Raw genomic sequence first — 21017 nt, forward strand, 5'->3', positions numbered from 1 at the left:
CGGCCGGCTGGGGGGTAGGGTGGCTTGCGCCGAGCGGTTCGTGAGGGGGTGCTCCACTACCTCCGCGCGCGCCCCCACCCCCCCCCCCGCGACTGTATCGGCAGGCGGCAGGCTCGCCAGCAGATTGCGAAAGTCGTCGAAGGGCAGCGCGCTGGTCATGTCGATCCTGATCATCCCCTGTGGTTGATCAGCGGCATAACCGCCTTGCCCGGCCGGCACAACTCCCCTCGACATTGGCGCGAAAGCGGTTGCCCGCGCCGCATTCCGAAGGGCTTGCATTGGCTTTGCCGTTGCACCATGTGGAGATGGAACGAGGGATTCCGGACGGAACCTTCAAGAGAAAGTCATGACGGCCATCGAATCCCCGTGCATCCTGGTCTGTTCGATCGACATGAAAACCGGCTTCTGCTCCGGCTGTGGCCGCACGCGCGATGAAATCGGCGCCTGGATGGGGATGACGCCGGAGGTACGCCGCAGCGTCATGGCCGAGTTGCCGGCCCGATTGGAAACGGTCGAGCGCCGGCCGCGCCGGGAAACACGCCGCAGCCGCATGGCGCGCGAGCGCGACGTCCTCTCTTGAAACGGCAGGTCCAATGAACCGACTGTTCTGGATGGTGATGGCGGCAATCGGCCTCGGGCTGGTGCTGCTGATGATCAACAACGACGCCGGCAGCACGGTCGGCATCGAGAATTACGATTTCAGCCGTCTGGTCTGGCTGGGGGCGATCGGCTTGCTGGTCAGCGCCGGCCTTGTCCGGTCCGGCAGGCCGCTCGGCGTCATGGCCCGCAATCTCGGCACGTGGGCCCTGATCGTGCTGGCGCTCGTCGCCGGCTACCAGTACCGCTACGAGTTGCAGGATTTCGCCAGCCGGGTGACGGCGGGCCTCGTTCCCGGCAGCCCGCTGGCGCTCGGCGTCGAGGACGGCCATGCCACCGTGACCCTGGACAAGGCCGACAGCGGCCATTTCGAGGCCCGCATCACGATCAACGGCGCGCCGATCCGCACCGTCGTCGATACCGGCGCGACCAGTACAGTGCTCACCGCCGAAGACGCGCAGGCGGCCGGCTTCAATCCGGCCGCGCTGAGCTTCACCGTCCCGGTCTCGACCGCCAATGGCATGGCACGCGCCGCTTCGGTGCGCACCGACGAACTGGCGATCGGCGGCATCGTGCGCAAGAACATGCAGGTGATGGTCGCCGCGCCCGGCGCGCTCAGCCAGAGCCTGCTCGGCATGAACTTCATCGGTTCCCTGTCGGGTTTCGACGTGCGCGGCGACCGGATGATTCTGCGCGACTGAACTGCTTAAGCGGCCTTTTCAACACGGTCGAAATTCGACGGCAGCGAACGCTGCCTTCAGCACATCCGGTCCGGCGCCGGGTTTCGTCGCGTCGGTGGACAGTATCTGCCGGAAGCGGCGCGCGCCCGGCAGGCCGTGGAACAGCCCGACCATGTGGCGGGTGACGTGGCCGAGCCGCCCGCCCTGCTCGATATGCCGCGCGGCGTAGTCGGCCATCGTGTCGATCAGCGCGGCAAAATCGTAGGCGCCGGCCTTGTCGCCGTAGAATGCCGCGTCGACGCCGGCCAGGATGCCTGGCGTGTGGTAGGCGGCGCGGCCAAGCATGGCGCCATCGACATGATCGAGGTGGCGAGCCGCCTCTTCGAGCGATTGAACGCCTCCATTGATGCCAATGAATTTGTTCGATTTTCTAGCCTTGAGGCGATAGACCCTGTCATAGTCGAGCGGCGGGATGTCGCGATTTTCCTTCGGGCTCAGACCCTCCAGCCAAGCCTTGCGCGCATGCACCCACAGCGCGTCGGCGCCGGCCGCGAAAACGCCGTCGGCCAGCGCGTCGAGCGCGGGCTCCGGATCCTGCTCGTCGACGCCGATGCGGCATTTGACCGTCACCGGGATTTTCACCGCCGCCTTCATCGCCGCCACACAATCGGCGACGAGGTCAGGCACTTTCATCAGGCAGGCGCCGAACGTGCCGGACTGGACGCGGTCGGACGGACAGCCGACATTGAGATTGATCTCGTCGTAACCGAAGCCCTCGCCGATGCGCGCCGCCTCGGCCAGCTTTTGCGGATCGGAGCCGCCGAGCTGCAGTGCCACCGGATGTTCGGTCTCGTCAAAACCAAGCAGCCGCTCGCGCGCACCATGGATGACAGCGTCCGCCACCACCATTTCGGTGTAGAGCAGCGCACGCCGCGTCAGCTGGCGGTGGAAGAACCGGCAATGCCGGTCGGTCCAGTCCATCATCGGGGCCACGGCCAGTTTATGCTCTTGGTATTTCAGCATCTGTTTAGCATCAGAACCTTAGAACCTACCGCACACGCTGCGTCAGCGAGACCTTCCTGCAACGCGAGGATGCGCGGCGCCGGGGCACCGACACCAAGTCGGTCGCAGTGAGACGCCGACAAGCCCTGTTAGCGCGCCTGAAGCCTTCGGCGAACTCATCGACCTCCATATCGACGACATGTGCGATGTAGGCAAGTCCCCTCGCCGCTCCAAGGCCGCAGCCCTCGCTATGCTCCGAACATCTGGGGAAGTGCAGCATCGCCACCCTCGATCGCGAACGGCTCGTTCGCTTTGGTCGTGATCGAGCCGCCCAGGGTGCCGGACCGATCACTCTCGGTATCGACATCACCTGGGGAAGTCGTTGAGCGTCGTTTGATCCTGGATGATCTGCCTGGTCGTGATCGCGACAGCCGCTGGCAGTCTCTGACACACGATTGCGCTGAAGTCGTTCGGAATTTCCTGTGCGATGGCCGGAACAAGGCGGCCGGTCGAGAGCATCAGGGCTCAGTGATCAAGCCAATGCACAAGGTCCTGGAGAGGGTAAGACATGACTGTTTCTCCTGCCGGATTCGGCCTTCGAGTTCGCCCGACGTCAGAATTGAGATTCTCGCCGATTGTTTGACCGGCCCGATAAAATGGTTCCAAGGCGTTGACGACGGCAATGTAGCCCGTGCCGAGCCATTGAAACTTGCTTGAGACGTTCCAAAATTTCGCCGGCGGGAATGGCGAGAGCCGCCAGACTCAAACACGCATGAGATTGTCTGAAGCCGAGGACCATCCATGGAAGGACCCATTTCGAGCTATTTTGCATCGATTGAACCCGTGGGCCCCTGACGTTTTTCTGGACCGCTTGCTGCATCCGGCGCGGCATTTCAAACATCCCCACGACGTTTTGGCCGATGTTGCCCTGGACGCTCAGGAGAAGCGCGCCATTCTTCGTCATGGGCATCGGATGCCTGCGCCGTAGAATCCGTGCCAGCGCTTCGCATGCTGCCGCGAGCGGGTGAACCGGTCAGCTTCGACACGATCATGGATGCGTTGCAACAGTTGGATCGATCGGATGAGCGTGCCGGTCCTGACTGCAGTGACAGCGCGGCAGTGGCCGCGTTCATACCATTCGTCGATCGGATTTAAGGGCGACGTAGTTGTTCTTGCACCATGGACCCGTCGGCGAGTGACCCCGCCGGCGGGAGGGGTGTGGCATCGGTGCGTTCGCCCAGATTGCCGATGAAAATTTTCCTATTCTTGCTCTTGAAGGTGCAAGTCGCGATTCTAAATTGATGGTCGCCGGCCGCCCAATGGGGCCGGCAACACCAGGAGGCGGCAAGGCTCTTGGCGCTTTCTGTTGTCCATGTTGCTCAAAGGAGAATGTGGCTATGAAGACAAACCTCGATTTTACCCCTCTATACCGGTCCAGCATCGGCTTCGACCGCATGGTCGACATGCTTGAAAGTGCGAGCCGTGTGGCCTCGTTCGACAACTGGCCGCCCTACGATATCGCCAAGGTTGATGATGATCAGTATCGCATCACGATGGCGGTCGCCGGTTTCTCGCAGGACCAGCTGACCGTCACCCACCAGCCCAACATGCTGGTTGTGAGCGGGTCGCAATCCGGCGATGAGAACGGCCGGTATCTGTACCGCGGCATCAACGGGCGCGCTTTCGAGCGTCGGTTCGAACTGGCCGATCATGTCAAAGTCGAGGGCGCCAGCCTTGAGAACGGGCTGCTGAGCATCGATCTCAAGCGCGAGGTTCCCGAGGAGATGAAACCGCGCAAGATCGAAATCTCCAGCGGGGCTCCCATGCCGAAGATCGAGGCTCCCAAGGTCGAGACCGACAAGCTGGCCGCCTGAGCAATCCACCATGAAGGCTTTCGCTTGAGCCGGGCGTCCCGCCCGGCTCAGAGACCTACGAAAGGAGAAAGACAATGAGCGTACGTGACTTGATCCCATGGGGCCGGGGCAACGGAAACTCGGCGCCCAGTCTCTTCCCCGACGGAGATCGAGACCCCTTCGTCTCCCTCCACCGGGAGGTAAACCGGCTGTTCGATGACGCCTTCCGCAGCTTTGGCGCCAGACTGCCGGCCTTCGGTCCCTCTTTCGCCGCCAGTTGGCCGAGTGTCGAAATCTCCGACACGGACAAGGAAGTCCGCGTCACGGCGGAAATACCTGGCCTGGACGAGAGCGACATAGAAGTCCTGCTGGAAAATGGGGCGCTCAAGCTTAAAGGCGAGAAGCGTTCCGAGACCGAGGACAAGGACCGGCAGTTCTCCGAGCGCTTCTACGGTCGCTTCGAGCGCCTCATTCCGCTCGGCTACGAGGTCGAAGAAGACAAGGTCAACGCCGCCTTCAAGAACGGGGTGCTGACCGTGACGTTGCCCAAGACCGAGCGGGCGCAGGCGAAGGCCAAGCGGATCGCAATCAACGGGAAGAACTGACGGATGCAGTATGGGTGGCGGCCCTTACGGCCGCTGCCCGTGCGACCCTTCATAACGGGAGGGACAGGCAATGGAGACAGTTCAAAGCAGCGACAACAGAAACCTAACCAAGACGTCCGTCCGGCCGGACAATGACAATCGGCCTCGTCTAGACGGGCCGGCTTTGTCAATGGGACGGTCAGTGTTTCCGGACGGCGCAACGGCGCGGATCTACCAGCCATGCCGCCCGGCCATGACCTCGGCAAAGCCCCGCAAGGCCTGGCGATTGGTCTTCGAACGCCGCACAGCCCCGTTCATCGAGCCGCTGATGGGCTATACCGGTGGCCGGGACACCCTGACCCAGGTTGAACTGAACTTTCCGACGCTGGAAGCGGCGATCCGTTATGCCGAGCGTCAAGGCCTCAACTATGTCGTGCAGGCTGCACCTCCTGCTTCCCAGGCCAAGGTCACGCGCCAGCATGCATCGGAGGAGAAACAGGCCTTTTCCGACCTGGTTTGGCAGCGGCTGCAGTTGGCTTGGCTCCAGGCAAGCCACGGCTATGGCGCCGGCGCACAGGCAGCGCACATACAGACGGCGCTTTCCGAGCCGGAGACATTCTACGCCTCTCCGATGGAGGTTGTGGATGACCCGGTGCTCGCACCCGACGAGAAACGCGCTGTGCTCAAGAACTGGGCCTGGAACGAGTACCTGATCGACCTGGCCACCGCCGAAGGCATGCCGGAAAATGCACGCCCGTCGCGATTGGACGAGGTCGAACTCGCCTTGCTGGCCTTGGAAGTCCGAAACCGGGGCTTCCAGACCAGGACCAGCCCGGTGCACTCCCGGATAGCCGCATGATAAGGCAAGAAGGAACCCACTGATCGTCTTCGACGCCCAACGGACCATCCCGAAACCCTTCCCGCTTGCGGTCGCGGCAGCGGGCGGGCGCGCGCCGACAACTTTCCCAATGCGTGGGCGCCCGATTGCGCCTCGGCAGAACTCGGCCCAGTTGTTAGGATCGCGCTGATATGGACTCCAATGAATTGGCGACAGAGGTTCCTATGTATCAATCCTTCAACGGCTCCGCCCATCCCCTGGCACCGAAAGAGATCGCGATCGCTGCCGTCCCCGAAGACGAGCGTGTCTGGGTCCCACAGGCGGAGGGCGTGTGGTTCCGACCACTTATGCTCAACACAATGCAAGGGCAGTGGTGCAATCTGCTCCGCGTACGCCGGGCCGGGATATTAAGCCGTCATCTGCATCCGGCCCCCGTGCATGGCTATGTGATCAAGGGGCGTTGGCACTATCTTGAACACGACTGGGTGGCAGAGACGGGATCTTACGTTTTCGAGCCGCCCGGTGAAATCCACACGCTCACGGTTCCAAGCGACGTGCCCGAGATGATCACCTTCTTCAACATTTCCGGCTGCATGGTTTACCTGGACAAGGATAACAAGCAGATTGGTTTCGAGGACGTTTTCACCAAGATCGACATGTGCAGAAATCACTATGCGAGCGTGGGTCTCGGTGACGATTTCGTCGATCAATTCGTACGGTAGACATCCGCCCGTTTGCCTTCCGCTGCGGTGAGTTCGCGGTCCGCCACAGAGGCGAAACGAGGAGATATTGGTGACCGACTCCATATGGGCCATGCCCTTCTTCGCGGGCAAGACCGTCGTCATTACCGGAGGCACGACAGGTATCGGAAACGGCATCGCCATGGCGTTCGCCGAGGCCGGGGCAATTGTCCACGCGACGGGGGCCACGGCCGCCGAGGTAGCGGCCGCTCGTGCATACGGCACCGCCGTCTCGTATTCAGTACTCGACGTCCGGGACATGACTGCGGTCGAAGGATATTCCGGTCAGTTCACATCCGTTGCAGCGCTCGTAAATTGCGCAGGGGTAAACCTGCGCGCCGCCGAATTCACTGTCCAGGGTTTCGAAACGGTGGTCGATATCAATCTCACCGGCTCCATGCGGAGTGCGAGCGCGTTCCGGGGGGCACTCTCGAACGGGGGCGCCATCGTCAACATCGCCTCGATGTTCGCGTTTTTCGGCGCGGCTCATGCGCCGGCTTACGCCGCGTCCAAGGGCGCCATCGTGCAACTTACCAAGTCGCTCGCCATCGCCTATGCCGGGGATGGCATTCGGGTAAACGCATTGGCGCCTGGCTGGATCGAGACCGCCATGACCGCCGCACCACGGGCCGATCCAGCTCGCAACGCGGAATTGATGAAACGCACTCCGATGGGTCGCTGGGGTACGCCGGGCGACCTGACCGGCCCCGCCATGTTCTTGTGTTCGCCGCTCGCGGGATTCATCACTGGGGCAATTTTGCCGGTTGACGGTGGCTATCTCATTGCGTGAGGCGTTGGCTATGCTGCGCGACCGATCTCTAAGCCTGTGTCGTCGAGATCAAGATCGAACGCGACCAATCGACCATGCCTGACCGCAATTGCCGCCACCAACTCCGCAAGCTCGCCATCCGTATGCTCGCAAAAAGCTGCCTGTTTCCTGACAATCGTGACCGCATCCCGGGTCGATACGACAGAGAACGGCCTCCGGGATCTCACGAATGATTCCGCAACCTCCGCGACGGATGAAGCTCGGTCAAAATTATCTTGCATACTTGCACCTCTGTACGACGCTAGCCCAAGCTCGGCCCGCGCAAATTGTTCCCATTGGCCTAATGCAGCCTGGTTGGCATCCGGCTTGGGCTCCTTTGTGAGCGAAGGCCGGGAGCAACGCGACATGGCCGTCGCCGTCTGCCTTAGACAGTCGGCTGGACGCATTCGTCTCCGAATGCGGACACGGCGCCGGACGCCTAAAAACGAGGAGGATCAGATGTGTCCAAGCCGCTCGCCAAAGTTTCCGATCCTCGGACCACCGCAGTTCCACGCAACAAGTCGCCGGGAGACCTGTTTGCTCGCGTTGATTGCGGTCGACTGACTCCTGGCTCATTCGCCGCCTCGCCGGCTGGCTCCGGTCGGCCGGCTTCGTCCGTCTTCGTCATCGCTGGCCGGCGGACGATCCAATCCACCAAACCGGCTTCGGTCTCCTCGCAGGCCACGAATTCGCGCACCAGACTTCGCGCCAGCTCGCGCCATTGACACTCGGGCACGTTCATCTCCGCGATCAGATCTCGGCATGCAGCGCGTATGATGTCGGCATCGAAGGCTGACACGGCGACAGGACCACGGTCTGCATTCTTTGCTCGAGCAGTGTCGTCGCCCTGACGTTCGCGAAAGCGCCTCAGCACCTCGCGCGATGCGGCGATCGCTTGTCGGGTTTGACTCATAGCCTCGTAAAATCCAACTTCGCGGACCAGTGAGCGGTGCCGTGATAGAATGACGTCCTCCATAACCGCATGCGCAGTGTCCGTACGCGTTGCAACCATCGCCGCCTCCCTGCAGGCGCACCCAATGCTTGCAGCTTCTGCCGGTGTTCGGGCGGCCGCCTGCATTTGTCGTGTCGCTGCTATGATCGCGTGAGTTAAAGCCGGTGAACCGTCGCTGCAATTACAAATGTAAGTGTGGCATCCGATAAGTGGTATGCCCGCTGGCTGCGGCGGCGGCGAGTTCGTTCTTCAGACGGTCGAAGTCTTCCTCGGCGAAGCGCTCTCCTCGTTGCCGGAACGAGGAAGCAGGATCTGGACAAAATGCATGCGGCCGTGCCGCCGTTCAGGGGGCGCTATTGGCGAAAATCCGCCAATTTCCGCCAGTCGAAGACAACGCCCACTCCAGGCTCGTCGGGTGCTATCGCCAAACCATCCTGAAGCCTCAGCGGCTCAGTGGTATAATGGTCAATATCAAAACTATGCGCCTCCACCCAGCCGGCATTTGTCTGACCTGCAACGAGGCTGACATGAAGTTCCTGCATCCCGTGACTGCAGACCGGAATGCCAGCCTTGCGTGAGAGCGCTGCCACGCGCAGCCAGCCCGTGACCCCGCCGCAGTTGGAGGCGTCGGGTTGGATGTAGGCGAGATTCGACCAAGCGAAGGCATGCTCGAACTCCTCGATGACATGCAGGTTTTCTCCCATTGCCAGGGGCATTCCGGTCGCCTTGGCAATGCTGGCGTAACCCTCATAGTCGTCGGGTATGATGGGCTCCTCGAACCACAGCAGATCGTAGGCGGCGAATGCTCTCGCTGCCTCGATCGCTCGCGGGACGTCGAGCGCGTAGTTGGCGTCAACCATAAAGGTGATGTGATGTCCTATGCGCTCGCGAACTGCTTTCACCCGGGCCACATCCTCGGCCAGGTCGTCCTTGCCGACCTTGATCTTCACCCCGGTGAAGCCGGCATTGAGATAGGAATCGATGCTGGCCAAAAGCTGATCGAGGGTAAAGTTTAGGTCGATGCCGCCGCGATAGGCCTTGGCACTCTTCCCGGCCCCGCCCGCCATCTGCCAAAGCGACAGGCCGCTACGCCGGCCCTTGAGGTCCCATAATGCGATGTCGATCGCCGAGATCGCGAAAGAAGCGATGCCGCCGCGCCCGACATAGTGGATGTGCCAGAGCATGCCGTCGTAGATCGTGTGGATTTGCGTTGCGTCGCGTGCCTTGAGGAACGGCGCGAGGTCGTGATCGATCATTGCCTTGATGGCATAGCCGCCCCTGCCGCCGGTGTAGGTGTAGCCTGTGCCCTCGGTGCCGTCGGCAAGCCTCAGCGTGACGGTGACCAGCTCGAAATGCGTGTGCGCGCCGTGCTTGGCATCGGTCATCACCTCACGCAGTGGGACCCGGAACAGCCGGGTCTCGACTTCCTTGATTTCGGTGCGGCTCATGCTGCGCTCCATTCACGTTTTTCATCGGACCATAATTGCACCGGCAGCGCTGACTGGCAACAATGCGGCTGATCTTTCAGCGGTTCTGAAGCCAGTCCGTCAGTTTTGGTCCTACAAAAGCATCAATCCGCTTGTGCTTTGGTCCGATTTACCTTCTAATAACAGGACCATCTGGGAGGAAAAGGCTTGCTGGATACGGAAGAGCGTCCTGAGATGCCCGCGGCTATTCTCGCCGCCCGCGCGGCCGACGCGATGGTGGCCGGCATAGAGGCCGACATCACGTCCGGAAGGCTTGGCGACGGCAGCTACCTGCCGGCCGAGCGCGAACTGATGATCGAGTATGGTGTCGGCCGGGGCGTTGTGCGTGAGGCGATTGCGCGCCTGGCCAGCCGCGGCCTGGTGGAAGCGCGTCCGCGGTTCCGGCCCGTGGCGCGCCGGCCTGGCCTGGATGCCGCGCTCGGCGCCCTCGACGGCATTGTAGGACATCTGCTGAGCGACCAGGCGGGCGTGAAGAACCTCTACGACATGCGCGTCTTCCTCGAGGCGTCGCTGGCGCGCAACGCCGCCATCCATGCCCGCAAGGATGACGTCACAGCCCTGAGGGCGGCGCTGGCGATGAACGAGGCGGCCATCCCGGATTCCGAGAAATTCTATGCGACGGACGTGGCGTTCCACGCAGCGCTCTATGACATCGCGCGCAACCCGGTGCTGCCTGTCGTGCACAAGGCATTTACCGCATGGCTGTCGCCGCATTGGATGCGCATGCCACGGTCGCCCGAGCGCAACCGCGTGAATTTCCTCAGCCATCGTGAAATCTGCACGGCCATCCTTGAGCGAGATCCTGACGGCGCCGAGCGGGCGCTGCTCAACCACCTCTCGGCGGCATGGGAGTATGTCCGCGGAACATTCGAAAGCCGTGAGGCGCCGGAAGCATGACGCAGTCCTACGACCATATCGTGGTGGGCGGCGGAGCAGCCGGCTGCGTCGCGGCGGCAAGGCTTGTCAAAGCGGGACGGCGAACCCTGCTGCTGGAGGCCGGCCATTCCCATCATCACCCCTTGCTCGACATGCCGCCCGGCATCTTCAAGATGATCAACGGCTCGAAATTCATGCGCTATCACCGCACCGAGCCGCAGGCCCATCTCGACGGGCGCGTCCATGAAATCTCGCAAGGCAACGTGCTGGGCGGCGGCACCTCGGTCAACGCCCAGGTCTACATGCGAGGCCGCTCGGCCGATTATGAGGAGTGGGACGAGCTGCTGCGCGGCAACAATGCCGGCGTACGCTGGAACTGGCAGGCGGTGCTGCCGCATTTCACCGGCATGGAGGGAAACAACCGCCTCGGCGGCGAACTGCATGGAAGCGAAGGTCCGCTGCTGGTCTCGGATCCAGGCCACATCGATGATGTTTCCCGTTGGTTCGTCCAGGCCGTCCAAGGCCTTGGATTGCCGTACAACCATGACTTCAACGGACCGTCGCAGCGCGGGGTCGGCTTCTACCAGTTCATGAACCGGCGGGGAAAGCGAAGCAGCGCCGCCTATGCCTTCATCGAGCCGCTGACGAATGATCCCAAGCTGACGCTGAAACTCAATTGCACAGTCAGCCGGCTGCTGATCGAAAACGGTCGGGTCACCGGCGTCGTCTATTCGGATGCGTCGGGCGCCGAGCATACCGTCCATGCGGATGCCGACGTGATCGTCTCGTCCGGTGCCCTCGTCTCGCCGAAACTGCTCATGCTGTCCGGCATCGGCCCCGCCGAGGCGCTTGCCGGGCACGGCATTTCCTGCGTCGCCGACCTGCCCGGGGTCGGCGAAAACCTGATCGACCATCCGGAGGTGCCGATCATCGCCACCGCAAACGGCCCATACGGCTATTTCAGGCAGGGCCAAGGCTGGAGGATGATCAGGAACGGCCTGCATTTCAAGCTCTTCGGCACCGGCACGATCCTGTCAGCGGGGGTGGAGGCCGGAGCCTTCGTCAATCCGGCCGATCCCGAGGGCGAACCGACGATCCAGGCCTTCTGCGTGCCGCACGTCTATCTGGACCGCGATATCCTGACCTTGGTCGAGAACACCTATGGGCTTACCGTGACGACAGTGGTGGTGAAGCCAAAGTCGCGCGGTTTCGTGAGGCTGCGTTCGGCGGATCCGAAGGACATGCCGATCGTTTCGCCGAACCTCCTTAAACATCCCGACGACATGAGGGAAATGATCTCCGGCCAGCGTTATTTCCTGCAGGCTTTTCAGACCAAGCCGCTCGCCGATCGGGTCAAGGCCATTGCCGTGCCAAGCCAGGATGATCTCAGCGACGAAGCCATGACAAAGCATTGCAAGCGCTTCGTGAAGACCAACTACCATCCGGCCGGGACATGCCGGATGGGCTCGGACAGCGACCGGATGGCGGTGCTGGACGCGGCGCTGCGCGTGCGCGGAATAGACAATCTGCGGGTTGCCGACATGTCGGCCTGCCCCAACATCAATGCCGGCAATACGGCGGCGCCCGCCATGATGCTGGGCGACCGCTGCGCCGACTTTATTTTGGAGGCGGCATAGCGCCTGACCCAGCTTGCCGACGGCGTCATCGCCGAAGCCGTCTGGGCCGATATCGTGAGGAAATTACACAGTCGCTGAAAGCGACAATAAAGGAGGAAAGAGCATGATCATTACCCGTCGAAAACTACTGGTTGGCTCCGCCGCCGGCGCGGTCGCGCTGACACTCGGCTCACGCGCCTTCGCGGCGCTCCCGCCGCTCGCCAAGAAGGACAAGTACAAGGTCGGTTTCGCCCAGACGGAAAGCAACAATCCGTGGCGTCTTGCCGAGACCAAGAGCATGCAGGACGAAGCCGCCAAGCTTGGCCATCAGCTGGTCTACACGGATGCCGCCGGTTCGTCGGCCAAGCAGGCCTCCGACGTGAACTCGATGATCGCGCAGGGCGTCGACGCAATCTTCCTGCCGCCCCGCGAAGACAAGCCCCTAGTGCCGGTCATTCTTGCCGCGCGCGATGCCGGCATACCGGTGTTTCTGGTCGACCGCGACGTTGATCACACCATGGCCAAGCCGGGCGAGGATTATGTCTGCTTCATCGGTTCGGATTTCATCGAGGAGGCGACCCGCGTCGGCGAATGGCTGGTCAAGAACGCCAATGGCAAGTCGAAGATCATCGAGCTGGAAGGCACGACCGGAGCCTCGGCCGCTACCGACCGCAAGAAAGGCTTCGACGATTTCATCGCCAAGCACTCGCAGTTCACCATCCTGGCGTCGCAGTCCGGCGACTTCGCCCGCGACAAGGGCCGGCAGGTCGCCGAGACGCTGCTTCAGGCGCACCCTGATGCGGATATCATCTACGCGCATAATGATGAGATGGCGCTGGGCGCCATCGCCGCTTTGGAAGCAGCCGGCAAGACCCCGGGCAAGGATGTGCTGATCTTGTCGATCGACGGCGAGAAGGAAGGCGTCCAGGCGATCATTGACGGCAAGATCGGCGCTATCTGCGCTTGCAGCCCGCTGTTCGGGCCGAAGGCCTTCGCTACGATGGCCGACTATGCGGCCGGCAAGAAGATCCCGCCGTTCATCAAGAACGAGGATGCCTTCTTCGACGCCACGAACGCGAAGAAAGACTTCGATATTGCGTTCTGATATCCACTCTCTTTCCAGCTGCCCTACCCGCTCCGGCGGGTAGGGTTTGGGAGTTTGACGATGACCGCTCAGCCGGACCAAGCCGCGCTGCTCCTGGACATGCGTGACATCCAGAAGCGTTTTGCCGGCATCCCTGCCCTGGCCGATGCCTCGCTCCAGGTTCTTCCGGGCGAGATCCACGCACTCATCGGCCAGAACGGTGCGGGCAAATCGACACTTATCAAGGTGCTCACCGGCTATTACCGCCGGGATGCGGGCCAGGTGCTGTTCGAACGGAAGCCGTTCGAGGTTGGGTCTCCGCATCAGGCCCAGGTCAGCGGCATCAGCACCATCTACCAGGAGATCAATCTCGTACCGCTGCGCTCGGTCACCGAGAACATCTGCCTTGGACGCGAGAAGCGCCGCCGCGGCCTGCTCGACTGGAGCGCGATGCATGCGGAAGCCGAGCGCCTGCTCAGCCGCTTCTCGATCGGCATCGACGTGCGCCGCCCGCTCAGCGATTTCAACACCGCCACGCAGCAGATGGTGGCGATCGCCCGCGCCATCGGCTTTTCCGCCCGCCTCGTGATCATGGATGAGCCGACCTCCTCGCTGGACGAGCGTGAAGTCTCGGTCTTGTTCAGCGTTATCCGTCAGCTCAAGGCCGACGGCGTCTCCGTTCTGTTCGTCAGCCACAAGCTCGACGAGTTGTACGAGGTCTGCGACCGGGTCACGATCATGCGTGACGGCCGCACGGTGCGAAGCGCGGCGATGAGCGACATCGGCAAGCTGGAGCTGGTCGCGGCCATGCTCGGCCGCGACGTCGCAGCCGTCGAAGGCCACGCGACCGCGTTCGGCGAGCGCGATCGGTCGAGGATCGGTGATGTGCTGTTTACCGCGCAAGGGCTGGCGGCCGGCCAGTTGGTCCGTGACGTGAGCTTCGACCTGCGCCGCGGCGAGATCGCCGGCTTTGCCGGCTTGCTCGGCGCCGGCCGCACCGAAACAGCCCGCCTCGTATTCGGCGCCGACCGCCGGAGCGCAGGCGAGATGACGATGGAGGGCGCGTCCTACCATCCCGCACGTGCCGCCGATGCCATCGCCGCGGGGATGGGCTTCTGCACCGAGGACCGCAAGGCCGAGGGCATCGTGCCGGAAATGACCGTCGCGGAGAACATAACACTGGCACTGCTGCCGAAAATCAGCCGCAATGGCATCCTGAACGAGGCCCGGCAGAAGGAGATCGTCGAGCGCTTCATTCGTGAACTCGACATCAAATGCTCGGGGCCCAACCAGAAGGTCCGCGAGCTGTCGGGCGGAAACCAGCAAAAGGTGCTGCTTGCCCGCTGGCTGGCGATGAACCCGAAGCTGCTCATTCTCGATGAGCCGACGCGCGGCATCGATGTCGGGGCCAAGGCCGAGATCCAGCGCCTCATCCGCAAGCTTGCCGATGACGGGCTCGGCGTGCTGATGATCTCCTCGGAACTCGAGGAAGTGATGGAAGGAGCCGACCGCATATTCGTGCTGCGCGAAGGAGTGAGGGTGGCCGAACTGGAAGGCCAGGCAGCCAACGAGGAGGACGTGCTCGCGGCGATGGCGCATGGCGGCGCGGCGAAGGAGGCAGCGTGAGCGATCTGGCCACACCATCCGCAGCCAACGACGCTGGAAACCGCCGCTTTGATGTGTTCGGTTTCCTGGCGCGCTACGGCACGGTGATCGCGCTTGTGCTGCTGGTGGTCTTCAACCTTGCCTATACGCGCAATTTCGCGACTCTGCAGACACTCAACGTCAACCTGACCCAGGTCTGCACGATTGTGATCGTCGCGGTGGGGATGACCCTGGTAATCGCCACCGGCGGCATCGACCTGTCGGTTGGTTCGCTGATGGCGATCTCCGGCGCATTGGCGCCGATGATCTTTATGGGCACGATCTTCCCGGTCGGAAACATCTATCTGGCGGTAGCCGTCGCGATGGTTGCCTCGATCTTCGTCGCCGGCCTGTTCGGGTTGTTCAACGGCTGGTTGGTCTCGCGCTTCCGCATCCAACCGATCGTCGCAACGCTCGTGCTGTTCATCGCCGGGCGCGGGATCGCGCAGGTCATGACCAACGGCAATCTGCAGACCTTCCGCGTGCCGCAATTCCAGTGGATCGGACTTGCCCGCCCGCTCGGCATTCCCGCGCAGGTCATCATCATGGCCGTGCTGGTTGCGGCGGCCGCTTGGGCCCTTCACCGCACGGTGTTCGGGCGAAGCATCCTGGCGGTCGGCGGCAATGAAAAGGCCTCTGAACTCGCCGGCATCGCCGTATCGAGGATCAAGCTCGCTGTCTATGCGATCAGCGGCCTGTGCGCGGGGCTAGCCGGTCTCGTCGTCATTGCGATCAACTCCTCCAGCGACGCCAATCTCGTGGGGCTGGGCATGGAACTCGACGCCATCGCGGCGGTCGCGGTGGGCGGCACGCTGTTGAGTGGCGGAAAGGCCACAATCATCGGCACCCTGCTGGGCGCACTGACCATCCAGTTGGTGCGCTACACGCTGCTCGCCAATGGCGTACCCGACGCCGCTGCGCTCGTCGTCAAGGCCGGCATCATCGCATTCGCCGTCTGGCTGCAGCAGCAACACCGGGTGTAATCCATGAACAGCGCCAGACTGGTTCGCATCATCGGCACTTACGGTGTCGTCATCGCGCTTGCAGCCCTCGTCCTGTTCGGATTCCTGCGCTACGACCGCTTCCTCGGCCTCTTCAACGTGATGAGCGTTCTGCGCTACAACTCGATGTTCGCGCTCGTCGCGCTCGGCATGTGCTTCGTGATCATGACCGGCGGCATAGACCTGTCCGTCGGCTCCGTCGCCGCCTTGGGCAGCGTCGCGTCGGCCCTGGCGAGCCCGCACGGCATCGTGGCAGGCCTTGCAGCGGGCGTTGGCGCCGGCCTGGCAGCCGGGCTGATCAACGCGCTCCTGGTTACGCGCGGCAACCTGATGCCATTCATCGCCACGCTTGCCACCATGCTGGCCGCAAGCGGCTCGGCGCTGCTTCTGGCCGGCAACCAGACCGTTTCGGTGTCTTACGATTCGGGTTTCACCGCCATCGGCCAAGGGAATTTCTGGATTTTCCCGATTCCGGCAGTCATCGCCCTGGTTGCCTATGCCGTCGGCTCAGTGGTCCTGAACTACACCAGCACGGGACGGACGGTGCTGGCCATCGGCGGTGGCGAGGATGCCTCGCGGCTGATGGGGCTGCGCACTGACCGCGTCAAATTTCTCGTCTATGTCGCAAGCGGGTGCCTGGCCGGGCTCGCCGGCGTCGTCCTCGCTTCTCAGTTCGGCGCAGGCCAGCCGATCGAGGGCGTCGGCTGGGAGCTGTTTGCCATCGCAGCCGTGGTCGTGGGCGGGACGCTGCTGACCGGCGGCTCGGGCTCGGTGTTGACCACGCTGGCCGGCGTGCTGTTGCTCGGGATCCTTTTCAACGTCCTGAACTTCGAAAACGGCATGGGTTGGATTTCGCTGTCAGCCTACTGGCAGTCGGTAATCCGCGGGCTGTTTTTGCTCGTCGTCGTCCTTCTCCAGGCACGGCTTACGGGAAGGCGCGAAACTGCCTGAGGATGGCGAGCGCCTTCGAGCACGATGAGCTCAAAAGAGCTCTGGCGCTGCAGAATCAGTGCCCTTTGCGCACCCGGCCCAATGAGCGCATCCTGCAGACTTTCTGCGGCGATGCTTCCCCGGTGCACCTGGGGTCCGACACCCTTGAAGCGGGATCCGCAAGCGGATCGTGGTGCAGTCACATGGTCGTCCTGGAGACGGTCATTTCCCGGCGACCGCCACGAACACGGACTGCCCCTGCCTTTCCAGCCGAAACAGGATGGGCTTGCCCTGCCGGCGAGAGTTCGCCCACTCCTCGACGATGTCCGAAGGCTCCGTCACCCGGCGATTGTTGGCCGATATGATGACATCGCCCGGCTGCAATCCGCTCCGGGCGGCAAGGCCATCGGGAACCACTTCCACGACGAAGACGCCGGTCGTTCCTGATTTGATGCCGAGCTGCTGACGCGCCTGATCCGGAATCGGGCTGAGCGATAGGCCGAGGCCTTCTGCCGCCGACTTCTTGTCGGGAACAGCGCCGGTCTTCACCTCCGCATCCTTGCGCTCACCGATGACAAGCGCGATCTCCTGGTCCTTGCCGCCGTTACTCCGTGTCAGAGTGGCCTTGCTGCCAGGCTTCTGGCTAGCCGTCGCAAGCGTGAGGTCATGGACACCCTCAATGCCCTTGCCGTTGAACCGGGTGATCACGTCACCCGGCTTCAAGCCGGCTTTCTCCGCCGGGCTGCCGGGCTCGACCGAAGCAACCAGCGCGCCCTTGTCATCCTTCATCCCGAGGGCCTCAGCCAGCGACGGCGTGATGTCCTGCAGGCGGACCCCGATGAAGCCACGCTCGATCCGGCCGGTTCTAATCAACTGGTCGGCGATGCTCTGGGCGGTGCGCGATGGCACCGCAAATCCGATCCCGATGCTGCCGCCCGACGGCGAGACGATGGCGGTGTTGACGCCGATCACCTCGCCACGTGCATTGAACAGCGGACCGCCCGAGTTGCCTCGATTGATCGACGCGTCCGTCTGGAGAAAATCGTCGTACGGCCCGGCTTGAATGTCTCGCGAGCGGGCCGAAAGAACGCCGACAGTGACAGTCCCTCCGAGCCCAAAGGGACTGCCGATCGCGATTGTCCATGCGCCCGGCTGCATTGCATCCGAGTCACCCCATTTGGTCGTGGTCATGTTGGGCCGCGGGTCGACCTTCAGCACCGCTATATCGGTGGCGGGGTCACGGCCGACCAATTGCGCCGGCGCCGTTTCCTTGTCGGAAAATACGACATGGATCTCTGTCGCATCGGCAACGACATGGTTGTTGGTGACGATGTAGCCGTCAGCACTGATCACAAATCCGGAGCCAAGCGCCTCCCTCACCTGCGGCTGAACGGGTCCGAGTCCCTGGCCGTCGAACGGACTTGTAAAGTCGCCCGCCGTCGTCTGGTCCTGGACAACCTCCCGGGTCGTGATCGCGACCACGGCCGGCAATTTCTGCTGGATGATCGCTGTGAAGTCGGTCGGGGTATCCTGGGCCAGGACAGGCGCCACGCCACTGGCCGAGAGCATCAGCGCAACCGCGATCAAGCGCGTTGCAAATCGTCTTTGCATATCGTGAGACATTGCTGGACCTCCTGCCGGACAGCCCCGGCCGCTCGGCCGCGCCGCGCGGAGCCGGTGCTCCGGACGCTAGAACTGCCAACAAAGCTGTTTGTTTCAGCCCCCCGGAAAAATGGCACGGCCAGGAAAAATAGCCCGACCGCGGGGGTCCGGAAGGCAGCAGCCGGGAACCATTGAGGCCGTCGAGTTCAACCATCCACAGGACTGGTCCCGGACGTGGCAGAAATCAGCAAAGCGACTGCGTCAGCTCCGGCAAATGCCCGATATGCCCATGGAGCCAACCTAGCGGCTGAGGTGCCTCTACCGGGCCTGGTGCGAAAAGGATCTGCAATGAAAGAGGGAGCTCCACAGCCGCCGAGAGACGCGGCTGTGATCACCACCGCTCGAACTCCCTCAAGGGAACAAAAGGGTACCAACTAAGTTCGGCCCCCATAATGAGGATGCCTATATGGACCTGTTGCCCCAGTCAGCCGAACACACCGTCTCCCCGCCGCCCGCTCCAGACCTTCACCGGCTTTTGTTCGATCCAAACTTGCGTATACACGGCTTGATTGATGACACTGTCGTCACCAAAGCCTTGGACGATTTGAAAGCCGTGCGTTCCGGGGAAGACGATCTCTACGTTGAAATCGACACGCCCGGAGGCGACGCCGACGGCGCGCGACGTCTAGCTCTAGAGTTCAAACTTTTTCTGAAACACTCGGGCCGCAACGGCTACATCATTGGCAAGAATACGGTTTACTCTGCCGGGGTAACGGTCCTTGCCGCTTTCCCGAAAGCCTGCAGGTTCCTTTGCCCGCAAGCAGTCCTGCTGATTCATGAAAGAAGGCTTGAGAAAGACTTGGTTCTGAATGGACCAATTCGAAGCTGTCTTCAGATCGTTCGCGAACAACTTGCGCTGTTGGAAACGGCAGAGCGACTCGAGAATGAAGGGTTCGCCGATCTCGTCCAAGGTTCTCGAACATCGCTGGAAGAGCTGCGCGACCATGCCCTGAACAGCTGCTACCTGATGGCAGCAAGAGCTTTGGAGCTAGGCCTTGTTGAAGACATTGCCCATTAACTTGATGCCTCGATGGAAACGGCAGAGCGGAGTCCAACACGTTTCCCCTCACTCATGTCGGCGGCGACCATGAACGACGAGGTTGACAAGATAGAGCGGACCGGCGGCTGTCTTTGCGGGTCTGTGAGGTATGTTGTTGCCGGCGCGCCGTTGCGCGTTGGCTTGTGTCATTGCCAGGATTGCAAGCGAACCAGCGGCAGCACCTACAGTGCCTTTGCCGTGTGGCCACGGTCGGCTTACCAGTGCAAGGGGGAGCTTGCGGCGTTCAACGGCAGAGGTTTTTGTCCGGCATGCGGGTCGCGCGTGGTGAATCTCCGCGACGACGAAGCCGAGATCATGATCGGCACTCTCGACGATGCGCCAAACGACCTTCTCCCGACATACGAGCTTTGGACCCCCCGGCGCGAAGCCTGGCTCCACAACCTGCCTTGGGCTGACCAATTCGCGGGCGATCGCACCGAAGAAGGCCAAAATTGGCGCGAAGCCCGACGAGTATGACCATGCTCGAATGGCCCTCCACCCCTTGAACCGTGAAAGTCAGCTTGATGCGCGATGAATCACTCAAGTTCTTGAAGGATATTGTGGCGACCCCGTCGCCGAGCGGCTTTGAGCAACCCGTAGCGGAGCTTTTCCGCGAGTATGTTCGTCCGTATGCCCACAGGTTGACGACGGACGTCATGGGCAATGTCACGGCGATCATCAATCCTGAGGCGTCTATGCGCTTCATGTATGCCGGGCACATGGATGAGGTCGGCTTCATCGTCCATTACATCGACGATGACGGCTTTCTTTTCTTCAGCACCATAGGTGGAACGGACGTTGCCACTGAAATCGGCCAGCGTGTCTGGGTGCACGGCAAGGAGCCGATCCTGGGCGTCGTGGGTCGCAAGGCAATCCAGACGTTCAAAGCCTCTGACACGTCTCAAACTCCCTCGCTGATGGAACTGTGGATCGATATCGGCGCGAGTTCGCGAGAGGAAGCGCTGAAGGTCGTAGAGGTCGGCAGCGCGGTCACTATCCATGGCGAGTTTGCAGCGCTCCAGGGCAACCTTGCTGTCGGACGAGCGTTCGACAACAAGGTCGGCCTCCTCATCGGCGCCGAGGTGCTGCGCTGCCTCTCTGAGGAGGGAGGCGTTCACCCCGGCGTGGGGCTCTATATCCTGGGTACGGTTCAAGAGGAAATCGGTTCCCGAGGCGCGATGACCTCGGCGTTCAATATCGCGCCTCGAACCGGCCTCGCAATCGATATGGGCGTGGCAATGGACTATCCGCGCGCTCGCGCCGAGGATCAGGGCAAACTGGACCTTGGGAAAGGGCCGGCAATCACTCAAGGCGCGAACACCAACCCGGTGGTGTTCAAACTGCTGAAGTCGGTGGCCGAGAAAGAGGGCCTACCTTATCAGCTTCAGGCGGTGGGCAGCTCAAGCCCTACCGACGCGCGTGTCATGCAGCAGAACCGCGGCGGCGTCGCAAGTGGGGTGCTGTCCGTGCCTTTGCGTTACATGCATACCCCGTCCGAAGTTGTTTGCCTGGATGATGTGCAAACGACGATTGACCTGGTTTGTGCATATTGCCGGCAATTGACGCCGGAGATCGACTTCACGCCAAGATGAGGCGGCGGGATTGATTGTGGAAGTCGTGGCTC

20 protein-coding genes are annotated in these 21017 nt (G+C 62.3%); 16 read left to right on the top strand and 4 right to left on the bottom strand.

What is annotated here, in order from left to right; all coding sequences use genetic code 11:
- The first annotated feature begins 346 nt into the window (after nucleotides 1–346).
- Together NKJ58_RS29360 and NKJ58_RS29365 are read left to right on the top strand one after the other, a co-directional pair.
- On the top strand, nucleotides 347–580 hold the full coding sequence (locus tag NKJ58_RS29360) for a DUF1289 domain-containing protein (protein ID WP_352812765.1): 234 nt from the start codon (nucleotides 347–349) through the stop codon (nucleotides 578–580).
- A 13-nt stretch (nucleotides 581–593) separates the two neighbouring features.
- A complete protein-coding gene (locus NKJ58_RS29365; RefSeq protein WP_352812764.1) occupies nucleotides 594–1298 on the top strand; it encodes a TIGR02281 family clan AA aspartic protease in 705 nt (234 codons plus the stop codon).
- 18 nt (nucleotides 1299–1316) lie between these two features.
- Here NKJ58_RS29365 and dusA read toward each other — a convergent pair whose 3' ends face one another.
- A complete protein-coding gene (dusA, locus tag NKJ58_RS29370; RefSeq protein WP_352520026.1) occupies nucleotides 1317–2300 on the bottom strand; it encodes a tRNA dihydrouridine(20/20a) synthase DusA in 984 nt (327 codons plus the stop codon).
- A gap of 1376 nt (nucleotides 2301–3676) precedes the next feature.
- Between dusA and NKJ58_RS29380 the strand changes: the two genes are divergently transcribed.
- The 5 genes from NKJ58_RS29380 (at nucleotide 3677) to NKJ58_RS29400 (ending at nucleotide 7084) form a co-directional block, all read left to right on the top strand.
- The gene (locus tag NKJ58_RS29380; RefSeq protein ID WP_023743380.1) at nucleotides 3677–4153 is read left to right on the top strand and encodes an Hsp20 family protein; all 477 of its coding nucleotides are present in this window, start codon (nucleotides 3677–3679) and stop codon (nucleotides 4151–4153) included.
- A 74-nt stretch (nucleotides 4154–4227) separates the two neighbouring features.
- A complete protein-coding gene (locus tag NKJ58_RS29385) occupies nucleotides 4228–4737 on the top strand; it encodes an Hsp20/alpha crystallin family protein (protein WP_023696160.1) in 510 nt (169 codons plus the stop codon).
- Nucleotides 4738–4807: 70 nt separating this feature from the next.
- The gene (locus NKJ58_RS29390; RefSeq protein ID WP_352520024.1) at nucleotides 4808–5575 is read left to right on the top strand and encodes an NADH dehydrogenase ubiquinone Fe-S protein 4; all 768 of its coding nucleotides are present in this window, start codon (nucleotides 4808–4810) and stop codon (nucleotides 5573–5575) included.
- A gap of 203 nt (nucleotides 5576–5778) precedes the next feature.
- Entirely contained in the window at nucleotides 5779–6276 is a 498-nt protein-coding gene (locus NKJ58_RS29395; RefSeq protein ID WP_023710477.1) for a 2,4'-dihydroxyacetophenone dioxygenase family protein, read from the top strand.
- A 70-nt stretch (nucleotides 6277–6346) separates the two neighbouring features.
- Nucleotides 6347–7084 carry an SDR family oxidoreductase gene (locus NKJ58_RS29400; RefSeq protein WP_352854550.1) on the top strand — a complete coding sequence of 246 codons (738 nt, stop codon included), beginning with the start codon at nucleotides 6347–6349 and terminating at the stop codon, nucleotides 7082–7084.
- Between the two features lie 457 nt (nucleotides 7085–7541).
- Here NKJ58_RS29400 and NKJ58_RS29405 read toward each other — a convergent pair whose 3' ends face one another.
- Nucleotides 7542–8114 carry a hypothetical protein gene (locus NKJ58_RS29405; protein WP_352854551.1) on the bottom strand — a complete coding sequence of 191 codons (573 nt, stop codon included), beginning with the start codon at nucleotides 8112–8114 and terminating at the stop codon, nucleotides 7542–7544.
- Nucleotides 8115–8407: 293 nt separating this feature from the next.
- Entirely contained in the window at nucleotides 8408–9502 is a 1095-nt protein-coding gene (locus NKJ58_RS29410; RefSeq protein WP_352854552.1) for a mandelate racemase/muconate lactonizing enzyme family protein, read from the bottom strand.
- Between the two features lie 186 nt (nucleotides 9503–9688).
- Here NKJ58_RS29410 and NKJ58_RS29415 point away from each other — a divergent pair, with 186 nt between their 5' ends.
- From NKJ58_RS29415 to NKJ58_RS29440, 6 genes are all read left to right on the top strand, one after another.
- A complete protein-coding gene (locus NKJ58_RS29415; protein WP_023707502.1) occupies nucleotides 9689–10438 on the top strand; it encodes an FCD domain-containing protein in 750 nt (249 codons plus the stop codon).
- Nucleotides 10435–12054 carry a GMC family oxidoreductase gene (locus NKJ58_RS29420; protein ID WP_023815751.1) on the top strand — a complete coding sequence of 540 codons (1620 nt, stop codon included), beginning with the start codon at nucleotides 10435–10437 and terminating at the stop codon, nucleotides 12052–12054. The genes NKJ58_RS29415 and NKJ58_RS29420 overlap by 4 nt, the downstream gene beginning before the upstream one ends.
- A 103-nt stretch (nucleotides 12055–12157) precedes the next feature.
- Nucleotides 12158–13138 (top strand): ABC transporter substrate-binding protein, encoded by a 981-nt coding sequence (locus NKJ58_RS29425; protein ID WP_023672664.1) that lies wholly within the window; start codon nucleotides 12158–12160, stop codon nucleotides 13136–13138.
- Between the two features lie 60 nt (nucleotides 13139–13198).
- Nucleotides 13199–14743 carry a sugar ABC transporter ATP-binding protein gene (locus tag NKJ58_RS29430; RefSeq protein WP_023682466.1) on the top strand — a complete coding sequence of 515 codons (1545 nt, stop codon included), beginning with the start codon at nucleotides 13199–13201 and terminating at the stop codon, nucleotides 14741–14743.
- Nucleotides 14740–15744 carry an ABC transporter permease gene (locus NKJ58_RS29435; RefSeq protein ID WP_023730098.1) on the top strand — a complete coding sequence of 335 codons (1005 nt, stop codon included), beginning with the start codon at nucleotides 14740–14742 and terminating at the stop codon, nucleotides 15742–15744. Before NKJ58_RS29430 ends, NKJ58_RS29435 begins: the two co-directional genes overlap by 4 nt.
- A 3-nt stretch (nucleotides 15745–15747) precedes the next feature.
- On the top strand, nucleotides 15748–16713 hold the full coding sequence (locus tag NKJ58_RS29440; RefSeq protein ID WP_023820250.1) for an ABC transporter permease: 966 nt from the start codon (nucleotides 15748–15750) through the stop codon (nucleotides 16711–16713).
- A 201-nt stretch (nucleotides 16714–16914) separates the two neighbouring features.
- Here the strand turns inward: NKJ58_RS29440 and NKJ58_RS29445 are convergent, their stop codons facing one another.
- Entirely contained in the window at nucleotides 16915–18315 is a 1401-nt protein-coding gene (locus NKJ58_RS29445; protein WP_023696165.1) for a Do family serine endopeptidase, read from the bottom strand.
- Between the two features lie 445 nt (nucleotides 18316–18760).
- On the opposite strand from NKJ58_RS29445, the gene NKJ58_RS29450 reads away from it, so the two are divergent.
- From NKJ58_RS29450 to NKJ58_RS29460, 3 genes are all read left to right on the top strand, one after another.
- Nucleotides 18761–19372 carry an ATP-dependent Clp protease proteolytic subunit gene (locus NKJ58_RS29450; protein ID WP_023672669.1) on the top strand — a complete coding sequence of 204 codons (612 nt, stop codon included), beginning with the start codon at nucleotides 18761–18763 and terminating at the stop codon, nucleotides 19370–19372.
- Nucleotides 19373–19441: 69 nt separating this feature from the next.
- Nucleotides 19442–19870: a GFA family protein gene (locus NKJ58_RS29455; protein WP_050588073.1), complete on the top strand. Its 429-nt coding sequence runs from the start codon at nucleotides 19442–19444 to the stop codon at nucleotides 19868–19870.
- Between the two features lie 47 nt (nucleotides 19871–19917).
- Nucleotides 19918–20985, top strand: a complete 1068-nt coding sequence (locus tag NKJ58_RS29460; RefSeq protein WP_023820253.1) for a M42 family metallopeptidase — start codon at nucleotides 19918–19920, stop codon at nucleotides 20983–20985.
- The last annotated feature ends 32 nt before the right edge of the window (nucleotides 20986–21017 follow it).

The organism is Mesorhizobium sp. M0139 (genome assembly GCF_040322455.1).
In the GTDB taxonomy this organism is placed as follows: Bacteria; Pseudomonadota; Alphaproteobacteria; order Rhizobiales; family Rhizobiaceae; genus Mesorhizobium.